This is a genomic window from Streptomyces sp. NPDC049040 (assembly GCF_043197715.1).
Classification (GTDB): domain Bacteria; phylum Actinomycetota; class Actinomycetes; order Streptomycetales; family Streptomycetaceae; genus Actinacidiphila.
The window spans coordinates 820263-843165 of the sequence record NZ_JBICTO010000001.1; the positions used below are offsets into that span (position 1 = coordinate 820263).

At 73.2% G+C, this 22903-nt stretch carries 15 protein-coding genes; 8 read left to right on the forward strand and 7 right to left on the reverse strand.

Going from position 1 to position 22903, the window contains the following annotated elements:
- The first annotated feature begins 11 nt into the window (after positions 1 to 11).
- The 3 genes from ACGFMP_RS03750 (at position 12) to ACGFMP_RS03760 (ending at position 2856) form a co-directional block, all read left to right on the forward strand.
- Positions 12 to 1019: a zinc-dependent alcohol dehydrogenase family protein gene (locus ACGFMP_RS03750; RefSeq protein WP_393670030.1), complete on the forward strand. Its 1008-nt coding sequence runs from the start codon at positions 12 to 14 to the stop codon at positions 1017 to 1019.
- 136 nt (positions 1020 to 1155) lie between these two features.
- On the forward strand, positions 1156 to 1899 hold the full coding sequence (locus tag ACGFMP_RS03755; protein ID WP_393670031.1) for a phosphotransferase family protein: 744 nt from the start codon (positions 1156 to 1158) through the stop codon (positions 1897 to 1899).
- Positions 1900 to 2043: 144 nt separating this feature from the next.
- On the forward strand, positions 2044 to 2856 hold the full coding sequence (locus tag ACGFMP_RS03760; RefSeq protein ID WP_393670032.1) for a maleylpyruvate isomerase family mycothiol-dependent enzyme: 813 nt from the start codon (positions 2044 to 2046) through the stop codon (positions 2854 to 2856).
- Between the two features lie 34 nt (positions 2857 to 2890).
- Here ACGFMP_RS03760 and ACGFMP_RS03765 read toward each other — a convergent pair whose 3' ends face one another.
- The 5 genes from ACGFMP_RS03765 to ACGFMP_RS03785 form a co-directional block, all read right to left on the reverse strand.
- A complete protein-coding gene (locus ACGFMP_RS03765; RefSeq protein WP_393670034.1) occupies positions 2891 to 3178 on the reverse strand; it encodes a hypothetical protein in 288 nt (95 codons plus the stop codon).
- On the reverse strand, positions 3175 to 4974 hold the full coding sequence (locus tag ACGFMP_RS03770; RefSeq protein WP_393670035.1) for an FAD-dependent oxidoreductase: 1800 nt from the start codon (positions 4972 to 4974) through the stop codon (positions 3175 to 3177). The genes ACGFMP_RS03765 and ACGFMP_RS03770 overlap by 4 nt, the downstream gene beginning before the upstream one ends.
- The gene (locus tag ACGFMP_RS03775; protein ID WP_393670036.1) at positions 4971 to 5717 is read right to left on the reverse strand and encodes a ferric reductase-like transmembrane domain-containing protein; all 747 of its coding nucleotides are present in this window, start codon (positions 5715 to 5717) and stop codon (positions 4971 to 4973) included. Before ACGFMP_RS03775 ends, ACGFMP_RS03770 begins: the two co-directional genes overlap by 4 nt.
- Positions 5718 to 6320: 603 nt before the next feature.
- Positions 6321 to 9779, reverse strand: a complete 3459-nt coding sequence (locus ACGFMP_RS03780; protein WP_393670037.1) for a phosphodiester glycosidase family protein — start codon at positions 9777 to 9779, stop codon at positions 6321 to 6323.
- Positions 9780 to 9985: 206 nt separating this feature from the next.
- Positions 9986 to 10603, reverse strand: a complete 618-nt coding sequence (locus ACGFMP_RS03785; RefSeq protein ID WP_393670038.1) for a DUF1707 domain-containing protein — start codon at positions 10601 to 10603, stop codon at positions 9986 to 9988.
- 119 nt (positions 10604 to 10722) lie between these two features.
- Here ACGFMP_RS03785 and ACGFMP_RS03790 point away from each other — a divergent pair, with 119 nt between their 5' ends.
- Positions 10723 to 12099, forward strand: a complete 1377-nt coding sequence (locus tag ACGFMP_RS03790) for an FAD-binding oxidoreductase (protein ID WP_393670039.1) — start codon at positions 10723 to 10725, stop codon at positions 12097 to 12099.
- A gap of 64 nt (positions 12100 to 12163) precedes the next feature.
- On the opposite strand, the gene ACGFMP_RS03795 is transcribed toward ACGFMP_RS03790, so the two are convergent.
- Positions 12164 to 14275: a restriction endonuclease gene (locus tag ACGFMP_RS03795; protein WP_393670041.1), complete on the reverse strand. Its 2112-nt coding sequence runs from the start codon at positions 14273 to 14275 to the stop codon at positions 12164 to 12166.
- A 337-nt stretch (positions 14276 to 14612) separates the two neighbouring features.
- On the opposite strand from ACGFMP_RS03795, the gene ACGFMP_RS03800 reads away from it, so the two are divergent.
- Positions 14613 to 17756 (forward strand): glycoside hydrolase family 2 TIM barrel-domain containing protein, encoded by a 3144-nt coding sequence (locus tag ACGFMP_RS03800; RefSeq protein WP_393670042.1) that lies wholly within the window; start codon positions 14613 to 14615, stop codon positions 17754 to 17756.
- A gap of 112 nt (positions 17757 to 17868) precedes the next feature.
- Positions 17869 to 18774: a DUF4232 domain-containing protein gene (locus tag ACGFMP_RS03805; RefSeq protein WP_393670043.1), complete on the forward strand. Its 906-nt coding sequence runs from the start codon at positions 17869 to 17871 to the stop codon at positions 18772 to 18774.
- Between the two features lie 15 nt (positions 18775 to 18789).
- On the opposite strand, the gene ACGFMP_RS03810 is transcribed toward ACGFMP_RS03805, so the two are convergent.
- Positions 18790 to 19308, reverse strand: coding sequence for a DUF4396 domain-containing protein (locus tag ACGFMP_RS03810; protein ID WP_393670044.1), 519 nt, complete (start codon positions 19306 to 19308; stop codon positions 18790 to 18792).
- A 425-nt stretch (positions 19309 to 19733) separates the two neighbouring features.
- On the opposite strand from ACGFMP_RS03810, the gene ACGFMP_RS03815 reads away from it, so the two are divergent.
- Complete coding sequence (locus tag ACGFMP_RS03815; RefSeq protein WP_393670045.1) at positions 19734 to 21449, forward strand: cellulose binding domain-containing protein; 1716 nt, start codon at positions 19734 to 19736, stop codon at positions 21447 to 21449.
- 331 nt (positions 21450 to 21780) lie between these two features.
- The gene (locus ACGFMP_RS03820; protein WP_393670047.1) at positions 21781 to 22860 is read left to right on the forward strand and encodes a polysaccharide deacetylase family protein; all 1080 of its coding nucleotides are present in this window, start codon (positions 21781 to 21783) and stop codon (positions 22858 to 22860) included.
- Positions 22861 to 22903: the final 43 nt, after the last annotated feature.

The following is a 22903-nucleotide window of genomic DNA, read 5'->3' on the forward strand; positions in this document are numbered from 1 at the left end:
GGACCACGCACATGGCCAGGACGGTGCTCTTCCACGAACTCGGCGGCCCCGAGGTGCTGCGGCTCGAAGACGTCGAGGTCGGCGAACCGGGTCCTGGCGAGGTGCGGATCAGGGTCGAGGCGATCGGCGTCAACCGGGCCGAGGCGCTCTTCCGCAGCGGCCACTACATCGAGCAGGTCAGGAGCTTCCCCGCCAGGCTCGGCACGGAGGCCGCGGGAGTGGTCGAGGCGGTCGGCCCCGGTGTCACCGGCTTCGCGCCGGGCGAGCCGGTCAGCACGGTGCCCGCGTTCTCGCAGAACGACTTCGGGGTCTACGCGGAGCAGGCCATCGTGCCGGCCGCCGCCCTGCTGCACCGGCCCGAGGGGCTCGGTGCGGTCGAGGGCGCGGCGGTGTGGATGCCCTACCTGACGGCGTACGGGGCGCTGGTCCAGGTGTGCGGGATGCAGGCGGGGGACACGGTGGTCGTCAACGCGGCGTCCAGCAGCGTCGGGCTGGCAGCGATCCATGTCGCCGAACGCGTCGGGGCCGTCCCGATCGCGCTGACCCGTACGGCCGCCAAGAGGGACGCGCTGCTCAAGGAGGGTGCCGCTGCCGTCGTCGTCACCGGCACGGAGGACATCGCCGAGGGTGTACGGGCGGCGACCGGCGGCCGGGGCGCCGACATCGTCTTCGACGCGGTCGCGGGCCCCGGTGTGCGGGACCTCGCCGCCGTCACCGCCCCCGAGGGCACCCTGCTGGTCTACGGCGCGCTCAGCGGCGAGCCCACCCCTTACCCGGCGATCGACCTCGGCATGCCCGCGCTGTCCATGCGGACCTTCCTGGTCTTCGAGACGACCACCCGCCCCGAGCGGCTGCGCCGCGCCGCCGCCTTCGTCACCTCGGGCCTGCGCGCGGGGGCCTTCCGCCCGGTCGTGTCCCGCACCTTCCCCCTCGCCTCCGTCGCGGACGCCCACCGCTACCTGGAGTCGAACGCCCAGATCGGCAAGGTCGTCCTGACGGTCGGCCCGCAGGACTCCTGACGCGAGCGGTGGACCCGACCCGCCCGGCGGCCGGTGCGGCGCACGAGGCCACCGGGCGGCGGGACGTGGCCGGCCGAGCGCTCGCGGGCGGAAAACCCGGCGACGCCGACGGCCATCCTCGGGATAGTGGTCGCCCATGGATGAGGTCGAAGTCGTCGTCGCCCATTCCGAGCGCGCGACCCTACGCGTCGGCGACGTGTTCTTGAAGGTGGACGCCGATCAGGCGCGCCTCGACGTCGAGGTCGAGGCGATGGCCCTGGTGCCGGTCCCGACCCCGGAGGTCCTGTGGCGCAAGCCGCACGTGCTCGCGATAGCCGCGGTCCCGGGGACGGCGCTCGGCCGCCTCGGCGAGCCGTCGACCGCGTCCCCCGCGGCATGGGCCGCGGCGGGCGCCGCCATCCGCAGGTTGCACGAGGCGCCGCTGCCGCCCTGGCCCGCCAGGGGAAAGAGCCCCGGCGAGTTGGCGGCGGACCTCGACCGCGAATGCGCGTGGCTCGTGACGAACGGCGTCCTGCCGGCCGACCTGGTCGCGCGCAACCGCCAGGTCGCCGAGGCCGCGCTCCGGCCGTGGACGGCGGTGTTCGCGCACGGCGACCTGCAGATCACCCATGTGTTCGTCGACGCCGACGAGGTCACGGGCATCATCGACTGGTCCGAGGCGGGCGAGGGGGACGCCCTTTTCGACCTCGCCATCCTGACGCTCGGACACGAGGAGCGCCTCGGCGACGTCATCGCCGGCTACGGCGCAGACGTCGACCTCGACGTGATCCGCGCGTGGTGGTCGTTGCGCAGCCTGCTGGTCATCCGCTGGCTGACCGAGCACGGCTTCGACCCCACGGCGCCGGGCTGTGAGGTCGACGTGCTGAGATCCCGGATGTGAGGCCGTGCGGGCCCGACCGCCGCGAGCGGGTGCCGGGGTGTCGGGCAGGCCGTCCTGCCGGGCCGCTCGTCCTTCCGTCCCCGGACGGGCCCGGCGCCGGGCGAGGGTGGACAGAAGCACCCGTGCGGGGCAGGGTTCTGCCGCATGGACGGATCGAATCACCCGGGAGCCGGCCCCACCGCACTGGCCGCGGCCATCGTCGAGGCCGCCGAGCGGACGGCGGACCTGGTGCGTACGGCCGCGGACACCGCCGTGCGGATACCCGGGGCCGAGTGGACGGTCGGCGAGGCCGCCGCCCACCTCCTACTGGCCAACGAGCTGATGGCCGACCTGGCGCGCGGTGAGGAGCGCCGATACGGCGACGGCACGCCCGGCAGCCTCGCCGCGGCCAACGCCGCCGCGCTGGCCCGCTTCACGGAAAGGGGCGGTGCCCCCCTGGCGGACGGCATCGTGGCGCACGCCAGGGCCTTCACCGCGGCGGCCGCCTCCCGCAGGGCCGACGACCCCGTCGTCACCCCCATGGGACCGATGGACCTCGGCACCCTGGGCGCGTACCTGCTCACCCACATACTCGGGCACGGCTACGACATCGCGGTCGCGCTGCGCCGCCCGCACATGATCGACGCGGCGAACGTCGCGCTGACCCTGCCCTTCGTGACGCTGGCGATGCCCAGGGTGGTGGACGCACGGGCCGCCGCAGGACACAGCGCCTGCTACGACCTGCGGCTGCGCGGCGGCACCGGCTTCACCGTGACCTTCACCGGCGGCGCCGCCGTGGTCAGTGCCGGGCGCCCGGCGCGGCCGGACTGCACGATCGTGGCCGAGCCGGTCACCTTCCTGCTGATCGCCCTCGGCAGGCGCGGACCGGTCGCCGCGCTGTCCCGCGGCAAGATCCTCGCCTGGGGCCGCAGGCCCTGGCTCGCGCCCCGCTTCCCCGGCCTGTTCAGGGCCCCGTGAAAGCGGGCGTCCGCGAGGTTCCCTGGCCCGCCGCTCAACCGACCTCGGGGGCGCGGGTGGCCGTCGGCGGCGCGGTCGGCGGCGCCGGGCTCGCGGTCGGCCGGGAGCCGTGCGCGGTGCCCGCGGCCGGCGCCTTGCCGGGCGGCATGGGCGCGGCCGTGAGCAGGACGTGCCCGTAGGCGCCCATCACCGCCGCCGTCACGACCAGGATCACCAGCCAGCGCATGTGCAGCCGGGCCGGCAGGCTGAGCGCCCAGGGCAGCAGTCCGCCCGACGGTGGGCGGACGGCCCGGCGGCCGCGGGGACCGGCGCCTCGGCTCATCGTCTCTTCCTCTTGGTCGTGGTGCGGGTGCGGGTGCGCGGCCGGGAACGGCCGATCTGGTCGCGGTAGTCGAGGAGTTCCAGCGGCATGTCGAAGGCGACGGCGGCCACGATCTGCGGGCCGTAGGGGGTCTGCCGGGAGTAGCGGGCCAGGAAGCGCTCGGAGCGCAGCGACCCTTCGACCACCTCGACCTCGGTGCCCAGCGCCGGGATGCCCGCCGCCTGGATGCGGGTGCCGTGCTGCTCCGACCAGAAGCGCGGCACCGGCGCGAACCGGGCCGCGCGGGCGGGCCCGCGCAGCAGCGAGTCGGCGGCGTGCTGGCCCATCTCGACGGCGTGGATGAGGTGTTCGACCCTTCGCGGCCGCGCGTCGAAGCGCGGGTTGGGCCAGCGGGCCACGTCGCCTGCGGCGACGATGTGCGGCATGGTGCGGCCCCACTCGTCCACGGCATGGCAGGTCGGCGCGCACAACACCCCGTCGGAGACGTCGAGTCCGCTGCCGCGCAGCCAGTCGGTGCGCGGCTCGCTGCCGAGGCCGAGGACGACGAAGTCGCAGTCCAGCAGCGCCCCGTCGTCCAGCCGCAGCCGCAGCAGGTCGCCGCGGTCCTGCCAGTCGCTGATCCGGGTGCCGAGCCGCACGTCGACACCGGCCCTGCGCTGGATGCCGCCCACGACCGCGCCGACCTTCTCACCCAGCACCCTGCGCAGCAGCGGGGCGCTGTGCACCACGAGGGTGACGTCCATGCCGTGTTCGCGTGCGGTGCAGGCGAGTTCGCAGCCGATGAAGCCGCCGCCGAGGATCACCACGTGGTGGGCCTGCGCCGCGTGCATGGCCCGCTGCACCGCGGCGGCGTCCCGCAGGGTGCGTATGGTGCGGATCCGGTCGCTGAAAAGCGGTGCCTCCGGCAGCCGTCTGGCGTCCACGCCGGTCGCCACGACGAGGCCGTCGAAGGGCAGCCGCTCGCCGCCCCGGAGTTCGAGCGCGGAACCCTGGAGGTCGAGCCCGGTGATGCGGGTGTCGAGCAGCCAGTGCGCGTCGAGCCCCTCGTCGGCCCCGAAGGTGAGCTGGTCCTCGCTCAGCGCGCCCGACAGGTACTGCTTGGACAGCGGAGGCCGGCTGTAGGGGCGCTGCGGCTCCTCGCCGACGAGCACCAGCTCCCCGTCGAAGCCGCGCTCCCGCAGCCGGGTCGCCGCGCTCAGCCCGGCGAGTCCCGCACCGGCCACCACGATGCGGCGGCGGCCGGCCCTGGCGGCGGTCCCGCTGCGCAGCGGGCGGGCGGGACGCCGGTCGCCTGGCGCCGCCCCGGCGCCTGGGCTGCCGCCGCGGATCGTGACGGCCTGCATGGGGCAGCAGCGCACGGCCTGCCGCGCCTTGGCCGCGAACTCGGCAGGCACCGCCCGGGTGTAGTGCAGCGAGCCGCCCTCCGAGATCCGGAAGACCTCCGGCGCCTCCTGCTGGCAGATGCCGTAGATGTGGCAGCGGTTGTTGTCGACGCTGATCCGCACCGGCTCGTCCTCCGGCACCAGCGCGGGGCGCGGCAGGTCGAAGGAGTCGGCCGGGATCGTCTCGACGGTGGACTGGAGTTCGACCGTGTGCGGCGGCCGCGGGTGGAGCTGCGGCGGGGTGTACGCCTGGGGCGGCGCCGGTGTGTACACCTGCGGCTGCGGGTGGACGGGGGCGTGGGGCTGCGGCGGCGCGGGCGGGTACTGCTGGTGCTGCGCGTACGGCTGCGGGTGGGGGACGGCGGGCATGGTGTGCGGGTGCGCCACCGGGCGGCCCTGCGGGGGGTGGGTCATTCGACCGCCCCCGCCCCGCCGGGGAAGCCCCGTCTGCGCAGCCGCGAGCGGGAGGGGAGGGCGCGGATCAGGAAGGCGAGCAGGATCGTTCCGGCGCCCGCGGCGATGCCCACCGACACCAGGTTGAGGTGCCGCGGCTCCGGGTGGACCAGGAAGATGTGCAGCCAGATCAGCCCGAAGGACACATACGCCAGCTGGTGCACGCGCAGCCAGCGGTGGTAGCCGAGCCTGCGCTGCAACCAGACCGAGCAGCCGACCGCGATGGCCAGTTCGGTCCCCAGGATGCCGAAGCCCACCGGGATCCGCTGCACACCGCCGGTGAAGGGCACGGTGAGCCGGGTCCAGCCGATCTGCCAGACGGGCTGGTAGATGAAGGTGAGCCCGTGGATGCCGCCGAAGATCATCGCGGAGAGCGCCAGCGTCATGTGCGCCCCGTAGAAGGTGGCCCTGTTGACCGCCCGCTGCATGAACCGCAGCCGCAGCACCACCCCGAGCACGACGGTGGCGACCATCAGCGCGTACGCGATCAGCGCGGCCAGCCGGGCGAGCTTGTGCGCCCCCACGTCGTAGGGCACGTTCTTGTCGTAGGCGTCGAGCGGGGAGCCGGGTATCGGCGGTGCGGCGGCGAAGGCGCCGGGTGCCAGCAGGAGCGAGCACAGGACGGCCGCGAGCAGCAGCGCCACGGCCGTCGCGAGAACCGGGGCGACCCGGGGTCCACACCTGCGCACCGCCACATGAGGCATCCTGTCCGCTCCCTGCTGAGACGCGTCCGTGGAAGGGCACGACGGGACGGCCGTATTCGACCTCCGCCGGGCCCGAATGTGCATTCCCGCGGGAATGACGCAAACGCCCCCGAAAGCGGATTGTCGCACCCGGTGATTCCCGTGCCGGCGCTCCGCCTGGGGGCAGACGCTACACCAAGGGATCGGCCCGCGCGGCTCTTTCCTGCGCGATCTCAGGCCCTGAAAAACCCATACATCACGGTTGTCCCGGCCGATTTGCCGACCACCGGCAGGCCTTGCGCCGAACCTGTGAATTCCCCCTGCCCGTAGTGTGGTCGCCCCGAATCACCGGCCGCTCATCACCCGTCACCTGCCGTATGCGACCTGATCGACAGAAAACTTTCGCGAATGATCGTCAGTGCACGCGTGGCGGGGGCTTTCGAATGTCCTGACAATTCAGGCGGCCACGAAACAAGTCGCCCGCTGTTTTCGGGCGGCTTTTCAGTGCCGCCTGCCGGTGGCGCGATTCCGTGAGAGCGCTTTCCGGGGGTGCGTAACGAGGCGGACCGCCGTCCCGGCCGGGAAAACCGGTCGGGGAGACCCCGGCCGGGACGGCGTACCGGCTCAGCCGAGGGCGACCTCGGCAGAGGCGGTCAGACCGCCGGCGGCCACGGTGAGGGTCACCCGGCCGCGGCGTACCGCGGTCAGCGTGCCGGCGGTCAGGTCGAGCACGGCCAGCGTGCCCGGGCGGCGCGAGGCCGCCCTGGCGTCGGAAGGCGACGCCGCCACCACCAGCCCGTGCCCGCCCGACCAGGTCACGCTGGCCGGGAAGCGCAGCGGGAAGCGCAGCCCGAACTCGCTGGTCACACCGGTCGCGGCGACCGTGCCCGACGCCCCCACCGCGAGCTGCCCCGGCGCCGTCAGATCGATCCCGTCGATCAGCGGCCGGCTCTCCGCCCGCAGCCACTCCCTGGTCTCCGGGCTCGGCTGCCCGGCCCTGATCCTGGCCGGGCGCGGGTCGACCGAGACATGCATCCAGCCGAAGAAGCCGCCCTGGTCGGGGGAGCTGTAGGGGGTCTTGCCCACCGCCGGTGTGGTCACGTCGAGCACCCCGTCGGTCCTGGTGACCGACGCGGTGTGCGCATGGCCGGTGAAGAGTGCCACCGGCTTGCCCGACCGCTCGCGGAAGTCGGCCAGCCACCGCTGGAGCAGCCCGGCCTCCAGCTGGTCGGACAGCTGGGAGGCGCCGGCCCCCGACGGGTCCTGGAGGGGGTGGTGGAAGGACACGACGACGCCGGTCACCGACCTGTCGTCCGCCGCCTTCGCCAACTCGGCCTGGAGCAGCGGCACCTGGGACCAGTCCGAGGTGCGCATGTCACCGGTGTGCGAGTCGAGCAGGATGAAGCGGGTGCCCTTGTGGTCGACGATCTGCCGGTTCGGCCGCCCGGTCACCGAGAGGAAGGTGTCCAGCCCGCCGGTCGCGGACAGGCCCGCCTCGTGGTTGCCGGGCGTCCAGTGGACCGGCAGGTCCGCCGGTACGTGGTCGCGCAGGAGCCCGTCGGCGAGCTCGAAGTCCGCGGGGGTGTTGTTGTCGACGAAGTCGCCGTTGACGAGGATGAAGTCCGGCTTGCTCGCGACCACCTGGCCGAGCGCGGCCACCGCCTGCCGCCCGGAGAAGGAGTCCAGGCCCGCCGCGGCGCTGATGTGCAGGTCGGACAGCACGGCGAAGGTCCAGCGGCGGTCCGGCAGGCCGCCCTGCTCGACCACGTAGGGGTCGGGCCGCGGCGGCTCCGCGAGGTCGGGCTGCTGGCCGACCTGGGCGGCGAGGCCGTCGAAGTCCAGCCGGCCCGCGTTCTTGTTGGTCTGCGAGGTCTCCGCGATGTAGACGCGGGTCAGGGTGACCGGGTCGGAGAAGCCGGCCGGGAGGTCGCCGACGACCCGGCGCCAGCCCGTCCAGTCGACGACGGTGGCGAAGGTGAAGGGCACATTGGTGGTGCCCTGCGAGGACAGCATGGCCCGCAGCCAGTGGTTCCCGCCGTCGCCGTTGACCCACAGCGCGAGCTTCTTGGTGCCGGGGGGCAGCGTGAGCGGCCCGGCTCCCGCGACGGCATAGGCCGCCGAGGTGCTGGTCTGGCCGGTGAAGTCGTACGTGAGCCGCAGCGCGTGGTTGTCCGCGCCGGCGCCGGGCCGGTCGGGGGCGGCGACCACCGACACCGACGCGGTGCCGCGGGCGGCCAGCGCCGTCCAGGTCTCGCCCGGCTCGAACTCGGCCAGCGGCACATCGACCAGACCCACCGTCACCGGCAGCTTCGCCACCACGCCCTGGACCGTCGCGGTGAGCGTCGCCGCCTTGCCGCCCGCGCCCGCGGCGCCGGTGACCGCAAGGGTGCCGTCCGCGCCGGGCGCCACGGTGATCACGGCCCTGTCGTAGTCGAGCGCCACGTCCCGCGGCGCCACGGGCGCGTCGAAGCCGTCGGCGTCGTAGCCGGTGAGGCCGACCGCCGCCGTCGCGCCGGGCTCGATGGTGACCGCCCGTTCGGTGAAGGCGAGCCGGTGCAGGTCGCCGAGCACCCGCAGCCCGTGCTCGCCGTCCGCGGAACCGGCGTGCGCGCGCAGCACCCCGGCGCCGGGCCGTCTGGCGCGGAAGACGCCGTCGCTCACCTTGCCGAGCGAGCCGGGCTCAGCCGTCCAGCCGACGTGCTGCCCGCCGGTCGGGGCCGGCCCCCAGGCCTCGTCGTAACCGGCGACGGCGACATCGAGGGTGAGGCCGGGCACCACCCGGTCGGCCTGCGGGCGGACGTCGAGCCCGTGCAACCGGCCGGAGCCGGGCCTGCCGAAGAGGCCCACACCGTTGGGGACCGGGCGCTCGCCGCCGTCCGACGGCGTGTTGACGACGCCGACGCCGGTGTCGCCCGGCCGCCGGGCCACGATCTCGGTGGAACCGCCGCCGTCGAGCATGAAGGCCTCGTACGCGCCCAGCCGCACCATCAAGGTGGCCATGTCGTCGAAGCTCAGGCCCGCGGAGAAGTTGGCCGACCCGTCGACCGCGACCAGCAGCAGCCGGTGGCCGCCGGCCGGCCAGCCCACCGCGGTACGCGGCTTGGGCGCGTCATTGCCGGTGCTCGGCGGGAAGTCCACCGCGGTACCGCCCCTGACCAGCACCGCGCCGCTGCCCAGCGCCATCCGCAGGGCGGTGGGCGCGTCGCTCTGCGGCGCGAAGTCCACGCTGACGGCGTCGCCCGCGCGCGCTCCGGCCAGCTGGGCCGCCGCGGCGCCCCGGCCCAGCACGACCAGGCCGTCGGCCGGCACGGGGGTGGCGGTGATCTGCCCGCCGACCGCGGTGACCCGGCCGCCGGAGACGACCAGCTCGGTGTACGGGCCCGGGTCCGCCAGCAGGGTGCGGTCCGCGGCGCCCCACAGCGGGGTGAAGACGGCGATGCCGTCGGCGGGCACCGAGGCGGAGTTGAGCGCGGCCAGCGGCCGCCCGGTCCCGGCCACCGTGACGGTCCCGGCGATCATCAGGTCGGCGAGCCGCGCGACCCGGTCGGCGCCGAACGCCATGACCGTCGAGGCCTGGTTCGTCCCCTTGCGCAGCCGTCCGTCCTGGATCTCGGGCCCCTCGGCGGCGAAGGTCTCGGTGATGTCGAAGTAGTCGCCGTTGACCGCGGCGACCGCGTGCTGCGCGTCCGTGGCGCCCTTCAGCGCCCGTGCGTCGCTGACCTTGTCGGCGACCAGGTCCACGGAGACCGAGGCGTCCCCCAGGTCGGCGTTGAGCACGTGGGCGCGCAGCCACCCGGTGCGCCCGAAGACGTCGAACGAGGTCAGCGCGATGCCGGGCGCCACGGGGCGGTCCACCCGGCTGCTCACCACCGACTCACCTGCGACGGTCAGTTCGTACACCGGCGGCTTGAATGCCGCCGGCCCCCCGCCGTGCCCGGGGGCGCCCCCGCCGCCATGGCCGTCGGGCTGCGCGGCGGCCGCGGTCGCGGTCCCTCCGGTCGCGGCGATCCCCGCGGCCGCGACGGCGCCCACGATGAGGCCACGACGCGTTATCTCGGCAGTGCCGTTGTACTCCTTGTCCATGCCGCACGACGCTAGGCCTTCCGCCCGTCGCCGGGGAGGACCTGCGGGTGAACAGATTCCGGCGCCCGCCTTTTCCTGGCGTGGCCCGGATCCGCGGAGGCCCAGGTGAGGGCGCCGCGCCGGGCGCCGGGGCCGGCTGCGGGCCGGCCAGGTCCCGGGTGGGCCCGGCTGCCCGCGGTTTCGGTCCGCGGCGGTCGCCGGGCGGTTCAGCCGCGGCGCAGGCGGGCGGGGAAGGGGCGGCGCGGGGGGCGGGCGGTGATGTCGCCGCCGCGGGACTCGCCGGACAGGTGGACCCGAAGGATGGTGGGGGCGTCCGGGTCGTGGCCGGGGCGGATCTTGATCTCGCCGCTGCTGCGCTCCAGCCCGTCGGTGTCGACGACGACGCCCGGCCGGGTCACCAGCGTCAGGTTGCCGCCGATGCGCAGGTCGACCTCGATGTCGAGGGCGGCGTGGGTGATCACCGCTTCGGTGAAGTCGAGCTTCGCGTCGCAGAAGGTCAGCCGAATCTCCATGCGGCGCGGGACGAGCCAGCGGCCGTTGCGGGTGACGTCGCCGAAGCGCTGGTCGATCCGGATCAGGTCCTTGGCCTGCGGAGGCATGCCTTCCGAGGGCAGGTCGGCGGTCAGTCCCGCCAGCTCGCCCATGGTGCGGGCGGTCAGTGCCGCGTCCAGGCGCTCGTCGAGTTCCTCCGCGGTGATCCTGCCGTCGCCCGCGGCGACCTGGAGGATCTCCACGACCTGGTCACGGTCCCGGTCGGAAGCCCGCATGGCGGGCGCCGCCAGGTGCCCGGAGGAGTCGTCGGCCCGCATCGGTTCACCCGTCATGGCCGCAGTCTCGTCGACCGGCACGGGGATTCGCAACGTATACCCGCCCCCGCCTGCGGGGATGCGGGCCGGGCCGGGTGGCGAGAGGCTTGTAGGAGAGGCTCCACAGGGAGATGGCCATGGACGGCACGGCGCTGGAGGCGATGCGGGCCGCGCTGCGCGGACCGGTCATCGCCCCGCAGGATCCGGAATACGACGAGGCCCGCACGGCACACAACGCGATGATCGACCGGCGGCCCGCCGCCGTCGTGCGGTGCAGGGACGCCGCCGACGTGCGGGAGGCCGTCGGCCTGATCCGCGACCGCGGCCTGGAGATCGCGGTCAGAGGGGGCGCGCACAGCGGCGCCGGGCTGTCCTTCGTGGACGGCGGGGTCACCGTCGACCTGTCGCCGATGACCGGCGTCACGGTCGACCCGGGCGCGAGGACCGCGCAGGTCGCGGGCGGCACCCTGCTCGGCGAACTCGACCGGGCCGCGCACGCCTTCGGCCTCGGTGTCCCCGCCGGGATCGTCTCCACGACCGGCGTCTCCGGCCTCACCCTGGGCGGTGGCCACGGCCACCTCACCCGCAAGTACGGCCTGACCGCCGACAGCCTGCTGTCCGCCGACGTCGTGACGGCGGACGGCGGCTTCGTCACCGCCGACGAGCGGGAGCACCAGGACCTGTTCTGGGCGCTGCGCGGCGGCGGCGGGAACTTCGGCGTCGTCACCTCCTTCACCTTCGGCCTGCACCCCGTGGACACCGTCGTCCTCGGGATCACCCTGTGGCCGCTGGACCGGATCCGCGACGTGCTCCAGTGGTACCGGGAATTCCTGCCGCAGGCGCCCGACGACCTCAACGGCTTCTTCGCCGAGCTCACCGTCCCGCCGGCCCCGCCGTTCCCCGAATCCGTCCACGGGCGGAAGATGTGCGGCGTCGTGTGGTGCTGGACGGGCGAGGAGGGCGAGGCGGAGAAGGTGCTCTCCGTGGTGGACGCGCCCGGTCCGCCGGACTTCCACTTCACCGCGCCGATGCCGTATCCGGCGGTGCAGTCGATGTTCGACGACCTGCTGCCGGCCGGGCTGCAGTGGTATTGGCGCGGGGACTTCTTCGACCGCATCACCGACGAGGCGATCGACGTGCACGCCGCGTTCGCGCAGGCGATGCCGACCGCGCTGTCGACCATGCACATGTATCCGGTGGACGGGGCGGCCCACCGGGTGGCCCCGCAGGACACGGCGTGGGCGTACCGGGACGCGACGTGGTCGGGTGTCATCGCCGGCATCGACCCCGACCCCGCCAACGCCGAAGCCATCAAGCGCTGGTGTGTGGAGTACTGGGAGGCGCTGCACCCGCAGTCGATGGGCGGCGGGTACGTGAACTTCATGGGCACCGGCGAGAGCCAGGACCGGGTCAGGGGCACCTACCGCGACCACTACGACCGGCTCGCGCAGGTCAAGCGCACCTACGACCCGGACAACTTCTTCCACGCGAACCAGAACATCGCGCCGGCCTGACCCGCCTTCCCGTCCGTCGGGCGACCGGCCAGCGCCCGCGGGGTGCGGGCGCGGTGGCGCGCCCTCAGGTGACGTCGATGCCGTGGTCGCGGATCAGCGCCTCGAGGCCGCCCGTGTAGCCCTTGCCGCCCATGACGAAGTCCCAGTCGCCGCCCGCGCGGCGGCGGAAGGAGCCGAGGACCAGGGCCGTTTCGCCGGCGCGCCCGTCGGAGACCTCGAGACGGCCGAGTTCGGCCCCGGAGGAGTCCAGCAGGCGGATGCCGGCCCGGGTGAAGCCGGACAGGTCGGCGTCGGGGTTGACGGTCGGGTCGACGGCGGTGGCCAGCACCAGGCGGTCGGCCTCGGCGGGCAGCGCGTCGAACGCGACCCGCAGGGCGGCCTTGTCGGGCGCGGCCGGGGGGACCGCGGTGACGGTGCCGTCGGGGGTGCGGGGGTTGTTGTAGAAGACGAAGTGGTCGTCGCTCAGCACAGTGGTGCCCCGGCAGACCAGGGCGCAGACGTCGAGGGCGACCGTGCCTGACCAGGACACGCCCAAGACGTTGTGCTCGGGGGTGGGCGGGGCCGCGGGCACCGGCGGGCGGGCGGCGGGCCCGAGGCGGCCGCGTAGCCCGTGCTGGTGCAGCAGCTCGACCAGCTGCTCGCCCGAGACCAGCTCCAGCGGCTTGCCGCGGGCGAAGGCCTGCGATCCGGGGCCGAAGCGGGAGGTGGTGACCAGGACGCCCTTGTTGGCGCCGGTGTGCTGGACGGTGCCGTAGAGGTCGCGGACCGCTGTGGGCTGCACGGTGTGGCGGTAGCGCTTGACCTGCACGACGATCGTGCCGCCGCGGATCGGGGTCGGGTCGACCGCGTCCACGTCGACGCCGCCGTCGCCCGAGCGCTGGGTGGTCACCGCCTCCATGCCCATGGCGCGGAAGAGGTCGGCGACCAGGAGCTCGAAGTCCAGCGGATCCATCGCGTAGAGGTTGGGCTCGTCGTCGTCCTGGCCGGAGGCGGGCTCGGGTGCGGCGGGCTCGGGTGCCGCGGCGGCCCCGGCGCCCACGTCCTCGGGCAGCTGCCCCGGGCGTACCGCGGCGCACTGGTCGGGGCGGGCGGAGAGCCGGCCGTGGAAGCCGTCGACCAGGCAGTCCACCGCGCTCAGCCGGGCGAGGTCCAGCGCCTCGAAGGCGGTACGGGAGGCCGTCACGGCGGCCAGGAATATGCGCGCCTCCCGGCCGGTCGCGGGGTCGTGGTCGTCCACGTAGCCGTTCAGGGCGACCGAGTCCAGCGCGCCGAATTCGTCCGCCGCGAAGACGTCGCGCAATGCCAGCAGCACGCACTGGGCGAGCACGTCGCGGTAGAGCGCCCTGCGCTGGGTCACCGGGCGGGCGGTGTCCTTGAACCGGTCGGCGGTCGGCATGTACCGCACCGACTTCACCTCGGGGACGATGTCGTGGCCGGGCAGCTCCCAGTTCAGCACCAGCCGCCGCGCGCCCGGGTCGTACGCGGCGTCCACCTGGCGCGGCATCTCCTGCGGCCACGCGGTGGAGGAGTAGAGGGCGGCGGAGAAGTACTGCGCGACCGCGTTCCGGTCGCCGGCGCGCAGGGCGGCCGCCAGCTGCTCGACCCCGGTGTTGTGCCGCCGGATCTCGGCGAGCCGGTCGGCGGCCCACCGGTCGTACTGCTGCCGGTAGGAGGCGAGTTGCTGCTGCCGCTGCGCCTCGGCGGCCTGGGCGGCGGCCAGGTCGCGGGCGTAGTGCGCCCGCGCGTCCTCCTGCGCCCGCCGGTTCGTCCGGCCCCAACCGCCTTGCGCCTGGGCCTGGTAGCGCTGCGGGTCCGGCATCGGGACGGGGTGGGCGAGCGGTCCCGGTGCGAAGGGTTCGAGCCGCTCGGAACGCACGAGCACGGCCGTGCGGAAGGCAGGGGCGCGGCATCCGGTGGCCAGCAGACTGCCGAGCGCCTCGACGCGGGCGTCCAACTCCTCGGTGCGGCGCAGGGCGTCGGCCTCCTGCTGCTGCCGGTATGCGGCCTGCTGCTCGCGGCTCTGCCGGGCCATGTCCCGCTCGTACGCCCGCTGCTGCCGCTCCCGTTCGCGCTGCTGCTGCGTCCTGGCCCGCTGCTGGGCCTCCTGCTGCCGCTGCTGCTGGCGCTGCATCTCGGCCCAGACACCGATCGGACCGCTGTTGGAGCGACGACTCATGCGGCTTTTGCCCTCCCCCGGGGGACACGCCGTCCCCGACCCGCGCGCCGGGCCCCCGGCCGGCAGTACACGTGTCCGACTCTACGGCGGATTCGCAGCTCCGCCCATCCACCCGCCGCACAGGTGCGGGAGGGTCCAGGGGTTCCGCGCGGGGTGCCGAACCGGACGGCCCGTTCGCGGGATCCGGGCGGAAGGTGGGGCACGGCTCTTGACCCCGGCGGGTGCCGCACTGCAAGAATCCGTCTGGCGTTGGTGGATTCTGTTCGTTGCTGATTCATTGTTAGCGTAAACACCACCATCGCCTCATCGCGTATACCCTCATCGAGGAGTGGTCGCAGTGCCGGTCAACCGCAGGTCCTTCCTGGTCACCGGAGCCGTGGGGGCCGCAGCCCCGGCTCTTCCCGGGCTCGTCTCCACCGCTGCCGCCGCACCCGCCCACGGCGGTGTCCCCGATCCCGCACACGGCCCCGCACCCGCCAGGACCGTCGACCTCGCCGACGGATGGCGCTTCGCCCTCGTCAACCCGGCCGGGATCGACGACCCGACCGGTGCCTACGCCGACGCCGCGGCGCCCGGCTACGACGACTCCCGCTGGCGGACCGTGGCGATCCCGCACGACTGGAGCATCGAGCTCACGCCCACCACCGACTCGGGCACCTCGGGAGGCACCGGCTTCCTGCCCGGCGGCCTCGGCTGGTACCGCAAGTCCTTCACGCTGCCGCCGGCCACGGCCGGCCGCCGGATCTCGGTCGAGTTCGACGGCGTCTACATGGACTCGTACGTCTACTGCAACGGCACGCTGGTCGGCAACCACCCTTACGGCTACACCGGCTTCGCCCTCGACCTCACCGACCTGCTGCACACCGACGGCCGCACCCGCAATGTGATCGCCGTCCAGGTGCGCAACCAACTGCCGAGCAGCCGCTGGTATTCGGGCAGCGGGATCTACCGGAACGCCCGGCTGGTCATCACCGACCCGGTGCACCTGGCCCGGTGGGGCACCTATGTGACGACCCCCGGCCTCGCCGACACCGTGGGCGCCGGGCACGCCACCGTCCGCGCGGAGATCAGCGCGGTCAACGAGACGGACGCGGCCCGCAGGGCCACCGTCGTCGCCACCGTCCGCGACCCGGACGGCCACCAGGTGGCCAGGGCCACCGCCCCGCTCGACCTCGCCGCCGCCGGGCAGGGGACGGCGACGCTGGAGATGACCGTGACCCGGCCCCTGCTGTGGTCACTCGACTCGCCCCACCTCTACCGGCTCGACGCCGAAGTGCAGGTCGACGGCAGGACCGTGGACAGCCTGCCCACCACCTTCGGCATCCGCCACGTGTCCGTCGACCCGGAACTCGGCCTGACGGTCAACGGCGAGTACGCCAAACTCCAGGGCGTCGACCTGCACCACGACCAAGGGGCGCTCGGCTCCGCGATCAGCGCCGACGCGCTGCTGCGGCAGATGCGCATCATGAAGTCCATGGGCGTCAACGCCTTCAGGACCTCGCACAACCCGCCCTCCCCCGAGATGATCAGGGTCTGCGAGCAGCTGGGCATCGTGATGATGGTCGAGGCCTTCGACTGCTGGCGCACCGGCAAGACCACCTACGACTACCACCGCTTCTTCGACGCGGAAAGCGCCGCCGACATCGCGGAGATGGTCGACGCGGCCCGCAACTCGCCCGCGGTCATCATGTGGTCGATCGGCAACGAGATCCCCGACTCCACCAGCACCGCCGGGCTCGCCATGGCGCAGAGCCTCATCGACACCGTCCGCTCCCGCGACGCGAGCCGCCCGGTCGTCATCGGTTCCGACAAATACCGCGGCCTGCCCGCGGCCGGCTCCGCGGCCGACCTGATGCTGGCCAAACTCGACGGCCTGGGCCTGAACTACAACACCGCGGCCTCGGTGGACGCGCTGCACGCCCGCTACCCGCACCTCTTCCTCTTCGAGTCCGAGTCCTCCTCGGAGACCTCGACCCGCGGCGCCTACCAGGAGCCGCAGCACCTCAACACCGGCGAGAACCACACCCCCGGCAAGCGTGCGACCTCCAGCTACGACAACAACCTCGCCTCGTGGACGATCAGCGGCGAGTACGGCCTGAAGAAGGACCGCGACCGGCGCTTCTTCGCCGGGCAGTTCCTGTGGTCGGGCATGGACTACATAGGCGAGCCGACGCCCTACGGCGTCTTCCCGGTCAAGGCGTCCTTCTTCGGCGCGGTCGACACGGCCGGCTTCCCCAAGGACATGTACCACCTCTTCCGCAGCCAGTGGACGACCGAGCCCATGGTCCACCTCGTGCCCATGGACTGGACCGACCACAGGGCCGGGGAGACCGTGGAGGTCTGGGCGTACTCCAACGTCGACACCGTGGAGCTGTACCTGAACGGCCGCTCCCTGGGCGTGCGCCGCTTCGACACCAAGAAGACCACCGACGGGCGCACCTACCTGGAGACCACCGAGGCCACCGGCGACGACCGCACGGTCACCGGCGGCCCCTACCCGGGCAGTTACACCAGCCCCAACGGCAGCGCGGGCAAGCTCCACCTCACCTGGCAGGTGCCCTTCGCGCCGGGAGAGCTCAAGGCCGTCGCCCGGCGCGGCGGGCGCACCGTCGCCACCGATGTGCTGCGCACCGCGGGCGCCCCGCACACCGTGCGGCTGCTGCCCGACCGCGACACGGTGCCCGCCGACGGGCGCTCACTGGTCTACGTCACCGCCGAGGTCATCGACGCACGCGGCACCGTCGTGCCCGGCGCCGAGCACCTGATCGGCTTCAAGGTCAGCGGCGGCTCGCTGGCCGGCCTCGACAACGGCCGCCAGGAGAGCGCCGAGCGCTACCAGGCCGCCGACCGCACCGCCTTCCACGGCAAGGCGCTCGCCATCGTCCGCTCCGGCACCGCACCGGGCCGGCTCACCGTCACCGCCACCGCGGCCGGCCTGCACCCGGCCGACGTGCGGGTGCGTACGGTCCACGCGTCCGACCCCGCGACCACCCCGCCCGCGCGGTTCGCCCCCGGCCCGGCGCCCGCCGCCCCCGACTACCCGCTGGCCGACGCCAGTTACTCGGGCGCTCCCACCACGCTGCCGGCCGCCATGCTCGACGGCGACCCGGCGACCGGCTGGTCCAACTCCTTCCGCAAGAGCGCCACCGCGCTGCTCCCCGCCTTCGGCGGCGCCCGCCCGGCCGACTGGGTGTCGGTCGCCTGGGCGGCGCCCCGGAGCATCGACTCCGTCTCGGTCTCCTTCACCGTGGACGCCGCCCACTCGCTCCCGTCGTCGGTCACCGTCTCCTACTGGGACGGCGACCGCTACGTGCCCGCCGGGAACCAGGCCGTCAGCTGGGCGGCCGGGTCCGACGCGCCCACCGTGATCACCTTCGCCCCGCTGCACACCGCCCGTATCCGCCTCGACCTCACCAGCGCCCGCCCCGACACCGCCGACGGCGCCCAGCGCATCACCACCCTGACGGTGGGTCCGGCATAGGACCTCCCGGCCGGGACGCACGATCCCGGACGTGCCGTCTGTGACGCCCCTGTGACGGGAGAAGTGACCCCCGTCACAGGGGAATCGGCACCCGCTCTGGTGGGGTGGTCCGATGCGCACCTCTCTCGTCCTCCCCGCCGTGCTGGCCGGCGCCCTGCTCCTGACGGCATGCGGGACGGAGGTGGGCACCGGAGCCGACACCCGCCCCGTCGCGGACGGCACCGGGCTCTGTACCCCGCCCGCGGATCCCGAGCAGCTGGCGCAGGACGGGGTCGAGATCACCTCTCCCGAGCAGGGGTCGCTCGACTGCGGCCCGCAGACGCCGGGCAAGCCCAGGATCGGCTTCCAGGCCACCAACCGCGGCTCCCAGCCGATGACTTACACCATCACGTTCGAGGTCAGGACCGCCTCGGGGGAAGGGCTGGGCTTCCCGGTGGCGACGGTGCGGCACGTCGCTCCCGGGCAGACCGTGAAGGCCTCCACGGGCATCACCGACGCGGTGGCGGGGCGCCAGGCACCCGCGAGCGTGCGCATCCACCAGGTCAGGAGCGTCCCGTCGGACGAGGCCCCCGTCCCGTCCGGGCCGTGCCCGCCCTCCGGCATCCGGGTCACGGCCGACCAGGGCGACGCCGCCATGGGACTGCGGGTGGTGGGCCTGCACCTGGAGAACTGCTCGACCCGCCCCTACCGGCTCGACGGCTTCCCGCGGATCCAGCTCTCGGACGAGAAGCACGAGGCCATCACCGGCGTCGCCGTCCTGCACGGCAGCGGCGGCATCACCACCGGCACCGACTTCGACGACCCGGTCCGCGCGATGACCCTCGCACCCGGCGAACGCGCGACCTCCGGCCTGATGTGGCGCAACACCGTCACCAACGGCGATCCGGTCGATGTTCCCTACGTGCGGGTGACCGCTGCCCCCGGCGCGCAGCCGGTGACGGTGACGCCGGAACTCGACCTCGGCACCACGGGGAAGCTGGGCGTCGCCCCCTGGAAGAAGGACAAGGCCTCGCGGTAGCCCCCCGGGGGGCGGTCAGTGGTAGGCGTGCACGACGGCGTGGCCCTTGCCGCGGCCGATCATCCAGCGGTTGACCGGTGTGGTGATCAGGAAGGCCGCGACGAGCGAGAAGGCGAGCGAGCCCCAGAAGAGTGCGTCGTCGAGACCGGCGTCCAGCGCACCGGGCACGCCCACCATCACGGTGTTGTCGATGAGCTCCATCACGGCGATGGACACGGTGTCGGCCGCCAGCGCGATCTTCACGGCCCGCCGGAAGGCCACCTGCGCGCGCAGGACGCCGCGCATGGTCAGCGCGTAGCCGAAGACGAAGGCCAGGGCGATGGAGATCGCGACCGTGGCCCCGTTGTGCAGCCCGGCTGCGGTGCCGATGACCATGCCGAGGACCTCGCCGATGGCGCAGCCGGTCAGGCAGTGCAGGGTCGCCTGCGCGGCGGTGCGCCAACCGGTGGCGCGCCATCCGGTGGCACGGCTGCCGTGGTGGCCGGTGTGGTGGCCGCTGTGGCCGCCGCCGTGCTCGTGGCCTGAGTGGTCCATGGCCCGTCCCCTTCGTGAGCGGTCGGAAGGTCCTGCCCTGCCTGTTGCCAACCATATACCCCCCTGGGGTATTCCGGGCCTGCTCCCTCCGGCGATTCCGCGCGTCGGACCGGGCATTCCGCCCGTCCCTGCTTTCCGAAAGTTTCCGCTTGGTGTCGGAAAGTGGCTGGAAATCCTTGTCTGACAAAAATGCAGGTCAGAGGCGAGATCGTGGCCTGTTTCCGCCATCCCGTCCGGGTGAGAGGGCGGTCTACTCGCGAGTACGGGTGGGAAAACGGCCAAGCTGAGGCGCCCGCGTTCCGGTTCTTGCCACACCTGGGGGCCGTACCTAACATGGGAGCGCTCCCACCCCCTCCTCCCTCCCCCCACGCCGCCCGGCGGCGGTGCTCCCCGCCGCCCGCGCGCCCCTACCTGGAGGTTCCTCCATGCGCTTCCCCAGATACCGGCCCCGGGTATGGGCGGCCGCGGCCTTCGTGGCCGTGGCGAGCCTGACCACCACGGCACTCATCCCGCAGGCCGGCGCCGCGGGCGGCGGGACCGCCGCGGCGCGGCAGCTCATCGCGTCCACGGTCGAGGACGACGGCGCGGGCTGCGCCGTCTCCAGCGGCCAGACGGCGTCCAACGCCAAACTCCCCGACCCCTTCACCAAGTTGGACGGCTCGCGGATCACCAGCACCGCGGACTGGACCTGCCGGCGTGAGGAGATCAAGCGGCAGTCGGAGGCGACCGTCTACGGCGCCAAGCCGGCCAAGCCGGCGAGCGTCACCGGCACGGTGTCCAGCACCAACATCACCGTCAACGTCTCCAACCAGGGCAAGAGCACCAGCTTCTCGGCAAGTGTCAGCCTGCCGAGCGGTACCGGGCCCTTCCCGGTCGTCATCGTCTACGGCGGCATCGCGGACACCGCGACCATCAAGGCGTCCGGCGCCGCGACCATCAACTTCGACCCGAACACCGTCGGCAGGGAGGGCACCCCGCGCAACAACAAGCAGGGCGCCTTCTACACCATCTACGGGGCCAACAGCACGACCGGCCTGGAGATGGCCTGGTCGTGGGGCGTCAGCCGGATCATCGACGTCATCCAGCAGTCCGGCGGGAACATCCTGAAAGCCGACGCGACAGGTGTCACCGGCTGCTCGCGCTACGGCAAGGGTGCGTTCGTGGCCGGCGCGTTCGACCAGCGCATCGCCCTGACCATGCCGATCGAGTCGGGCTCCGGCGGCACTGATGTCTTTCGGAGCATCCCGACCGAGAGCGGTTCGCAGCCGTTGAGCAGCGCGTACAGCGAACAGCCCTGGCTGGGCGACGCGTTCGGCTCGTACACCGGCAATCCGGCGGGGCTGCCGGTCGACACCCACGAGATCGTCGGGATGATCGCGCCGCGCGGGGCGTTCATCATGGAGAACCCGCACGTCGACTGGCTGGGCGCGAAGTCCGGCAGCCTGGCGGCTCTGGGCGGCGCCGAGGTCTACAAGGCGCTCGGTGCGGGCGGCAACATCTCCTACTGGTCCGACGTCGCAGACGGCACGCACTGCGCGGTACGGCCGGAGTGGAAGGCGCCGCTCCAGGCGAGCATCCAGAAATTCCTGCTGGGCACGGGAAGCGCGCCCGCGGTGTTCAGGGTCGCGTCGTCGAAGGCCGGCGACCTGGCCTCCTGGCGGACCTGGACTACCCCGACGCTGACCACCGGCGGCGGCACGTCGGCCGGCACCAGCACCGGTACCTCGACCGGTACGTCGACCGGGACTTCCACGGGGACCTCGACCGGTACGTCGACCGGGACCTCCACCGGCACCACGACCGGCACCACGGGCAGCCCCACCGGAGGACCCACCGGCGGTACGGGGGCCTGCTCCGCCACCCTCAGCATGGTCAGCAGCTGGGGCGGCGGCTACCAGGCCGAGGTGTCGGTCCACGCCGGCACCGCGCTGCACAGCTGGCAGGTTGGGCTGACGCTGCCCTCCGGCCAGTCCGTCAGCAACCTCTGGAACGGGGTGGCCTCCGGGACCAGCGGGGCGATCACGGTCGCCAACACCCCCTACAACGGCACCGTCGCGGCCAACGGCTCCACCACCTTCGGCTTCGTCGCCAACGCCCCCTCCGCCACGGCGCCGAGCGCCCTGACCTGCACCGGTAGCTGACGCCCCACTGCCCCCCACCCGTCCCGCCCCGGCAGCGCGGCATCCGCCGGGCGGGAATCGGCATGCCACGAACTCCCGGAAGCAATACGAAAGTTTCGTAGTCCCAACCCCTTGCGTCGATCATGGAATGCGGCATTCCGAGCGTGAAGTGCGCTTGGTGAGACCGGAACCAGGCCATGACCTGGTCAACTCCCGCCCGCGGTCGGCCTGAACGCAGCGAACCTTTCGTGAATATTGCCGAAAGCGTTGACAGTCGCTGGGGCCGGATCAAAACTGGCGCCGTGTCACGCCGCCTCGCTCCCCCCAGCCTTCCGAGGAGGACCCACCCCCCATGCGATCTCCAAGAAAACTGTCGGCACGCAGCCTGATCACGGGACTCGCCGTCGCCGCGATGGCCGTCGCGACCACGCTGACCTTCACCGTCGGCGCCCCCCAGTCGAACGCGGCCACCTGCAACGGCTACGTCGGGCTCACCTTCGACGACGGCCCGTCCAACGACCACACGCCCGCCCTGCTCAACGCGCTCAAGCAGAACGGGCTGCGGGCCACGGTCTTCAACGAGGGCCAGTTCGCGGCCTCCTACCCGTCCCAGGTGCAGGCGGAGGTCAACGCCGGCATGTGGGTGGGCAACCACAGCTACACCCACCCGCACCTGATCCAGGAGAGCCAGTCGCAGATCGACTCGGAGGTGTCCAGGACCCAGCAGGCCATCTCCAGCGCGGGCGGCGGCACCCCGAAGCTCTTCAGGCCGCCCTACGGCGAGACCAATTCGACGCTCCAGTCGGTCGAGTCCAAGTACGGCCTGACGCAGGTCATCTGGGACATCGACTCGCAGGACTGGAACGGCGCCAGTGTCGACGCGATCGTCGCGGCCAACGCCCGGCTCCAGAACGGCCAGATCATCCTGATGCACGAGTGGCCGGCGAACACCCTGGCCGCCATCCCGCGCATCGCCCAGGGCCTGGCCAGTCGCGGCCTGTGCTACGGCATGATCTCGCCGCAGACCGGCCGCGCGGTCGCCCCCGACGGCGGTGGCGGCACCAGCGGCGGCACCACGAACGGCGGCACGACGAACGGCGGCACGACGAACGGCGGGACCACGAACGGCGGGACCACCAACGGCGGCACCACCGGTGGCGGGGGCGGCAGTTGCACCGCGAACGTGACCGCGGGCCAGCAGTGGAGCGACCGGTACAACCTCAACGTCTCGGTCTCCGGCTCCAGCAACTGGACCGTGACGGTGAACGTCCCCGCGCCCGAGAAGGTCTTGTCGACCTGGAACATCAGCGCCAGCTACCCGAGCCAGTACCAGCTGGTCGCCAAACCCAACGGCGCCGGCAACAACTGGGGCCTGACCATCCAGAAGAACGGCTCCACGACCTGGCCGTCCTTCTCCTGCCAGGCGGGCTGAGGACTCTCCCGCAACTCCCAGCGGGCGTTGCGGGACAGGCCTG

What these genes read in the sequence shown, in the direction of transcription:
- ACGFMP_RS03760 (WP_393670032.1), top strand. Translation starts at nt 2,044, where the DNA reads ATGGACGGATCGAATCACCCGGGAGCCGGCCCCACCGCACTGGCCGCG.
- ACGFMP_RS03755 (WP_393670031.1), top strand. Translation starts at nt 1,156, where the DNA reads ATGGATGAGGTCGAAGTCGTCGTCGCCCATTCCGAGCGCGCGACCCTA.
- ACGFMP_RS03790 (WP_393670039.1), top strand. Translation starts at nt 10,723, where the DNA reads ATGGACGGCACGGCGCTGGAGGCGATGCGGGCCGCGCTGCGCGGACCG.
- ACGFMP_RS03765 (WP_393670034.1), bottom strand. Translation starts at nt 3,178, where the DNA reads ATGAGCCGAGGCGCCGGTCCCCGCGGCCGCCGGGCCGTCCGCCCACCG.
- ACGFMP_RS03770 (WP_393670035.1), bottom strand. Translation starts at nt 4,974, where the DNA reads ATGACCCACCCCCCGCAGGGCCGCCCGGTGGCGCACCCGCACACCATG.
- ACGFMP_RS03805 (WP_393670043.1), top strand. Translation starts at nt 17,869, where the DNA reads ATGCGCACCTCTCTCGTCCTCCCCGCCGTGCTGGCCGGCGCCCTGCTC.
- ACGFMP_RS03795 (WP_393670041.1), bottom strand. Translation starts at nt 14,275, where the DNA reads ATGAGTCGTCGCTCCAACAGCGGTCCGATCGGTGTCTGGGCCGAGATG.
- ACGFMP_RS03750 (WP_393670030.1), top strand. Translation starts at nt 12, where the DNA reads ATGGCCAGGACGGTGCTCTTCCACGAACTCGGCGGCCCCGAGGTGCTG.
- ACGFMP_RS03815 (WP_393670045.1), top strand. Translation starts at nt 19,734, where the DNA reads ATGCGCTTCCCCAGATACCGGCCCCGGGTATGGGCGGCCGCGGCCTTC.
- ACGFMP_RS03820 (WP_393670047.1), top strand. Translation starts at nt 21,781, where the DNA reads ATGCGATCTCCAAGAAAACTGTCGGCACGCAGCCTGATCACGGGACTC.
- ACGFMP_RS03785 (WP_393670038.1), bottom strand. Translation starts at nt 10,603, where the DNA reads ATGACGGGTGAACCGATGCGGGCCGACGACTCCTCCGGGCACCTGGCG.
- ACGFMP_RS03810 (WP_393670044.1), bottom strand. Translation starts at nt 19,308, where the DNA reads ATGGACCACTCAGGCCACGAGCACGGCGGCGGCCACAGCGGCCACCAC.
- ACGFMP_RS03780 (WP_393670037.1), bottom strand. Translation starts at nt 9,779, where the DNA reads ATGGACAAGGAGTACAACGGCACTGCCGAGATAACGCGTCGTGGCCTC.
- ACGFMP_RS03775 (WP_393670036.1), bottom strand. Translation starts at nt 5,717, where the DNA reads ATGCCTCATGTGGCGGTGCGCAGGTGTGGACCCCGGGTCGCCCCGGTT.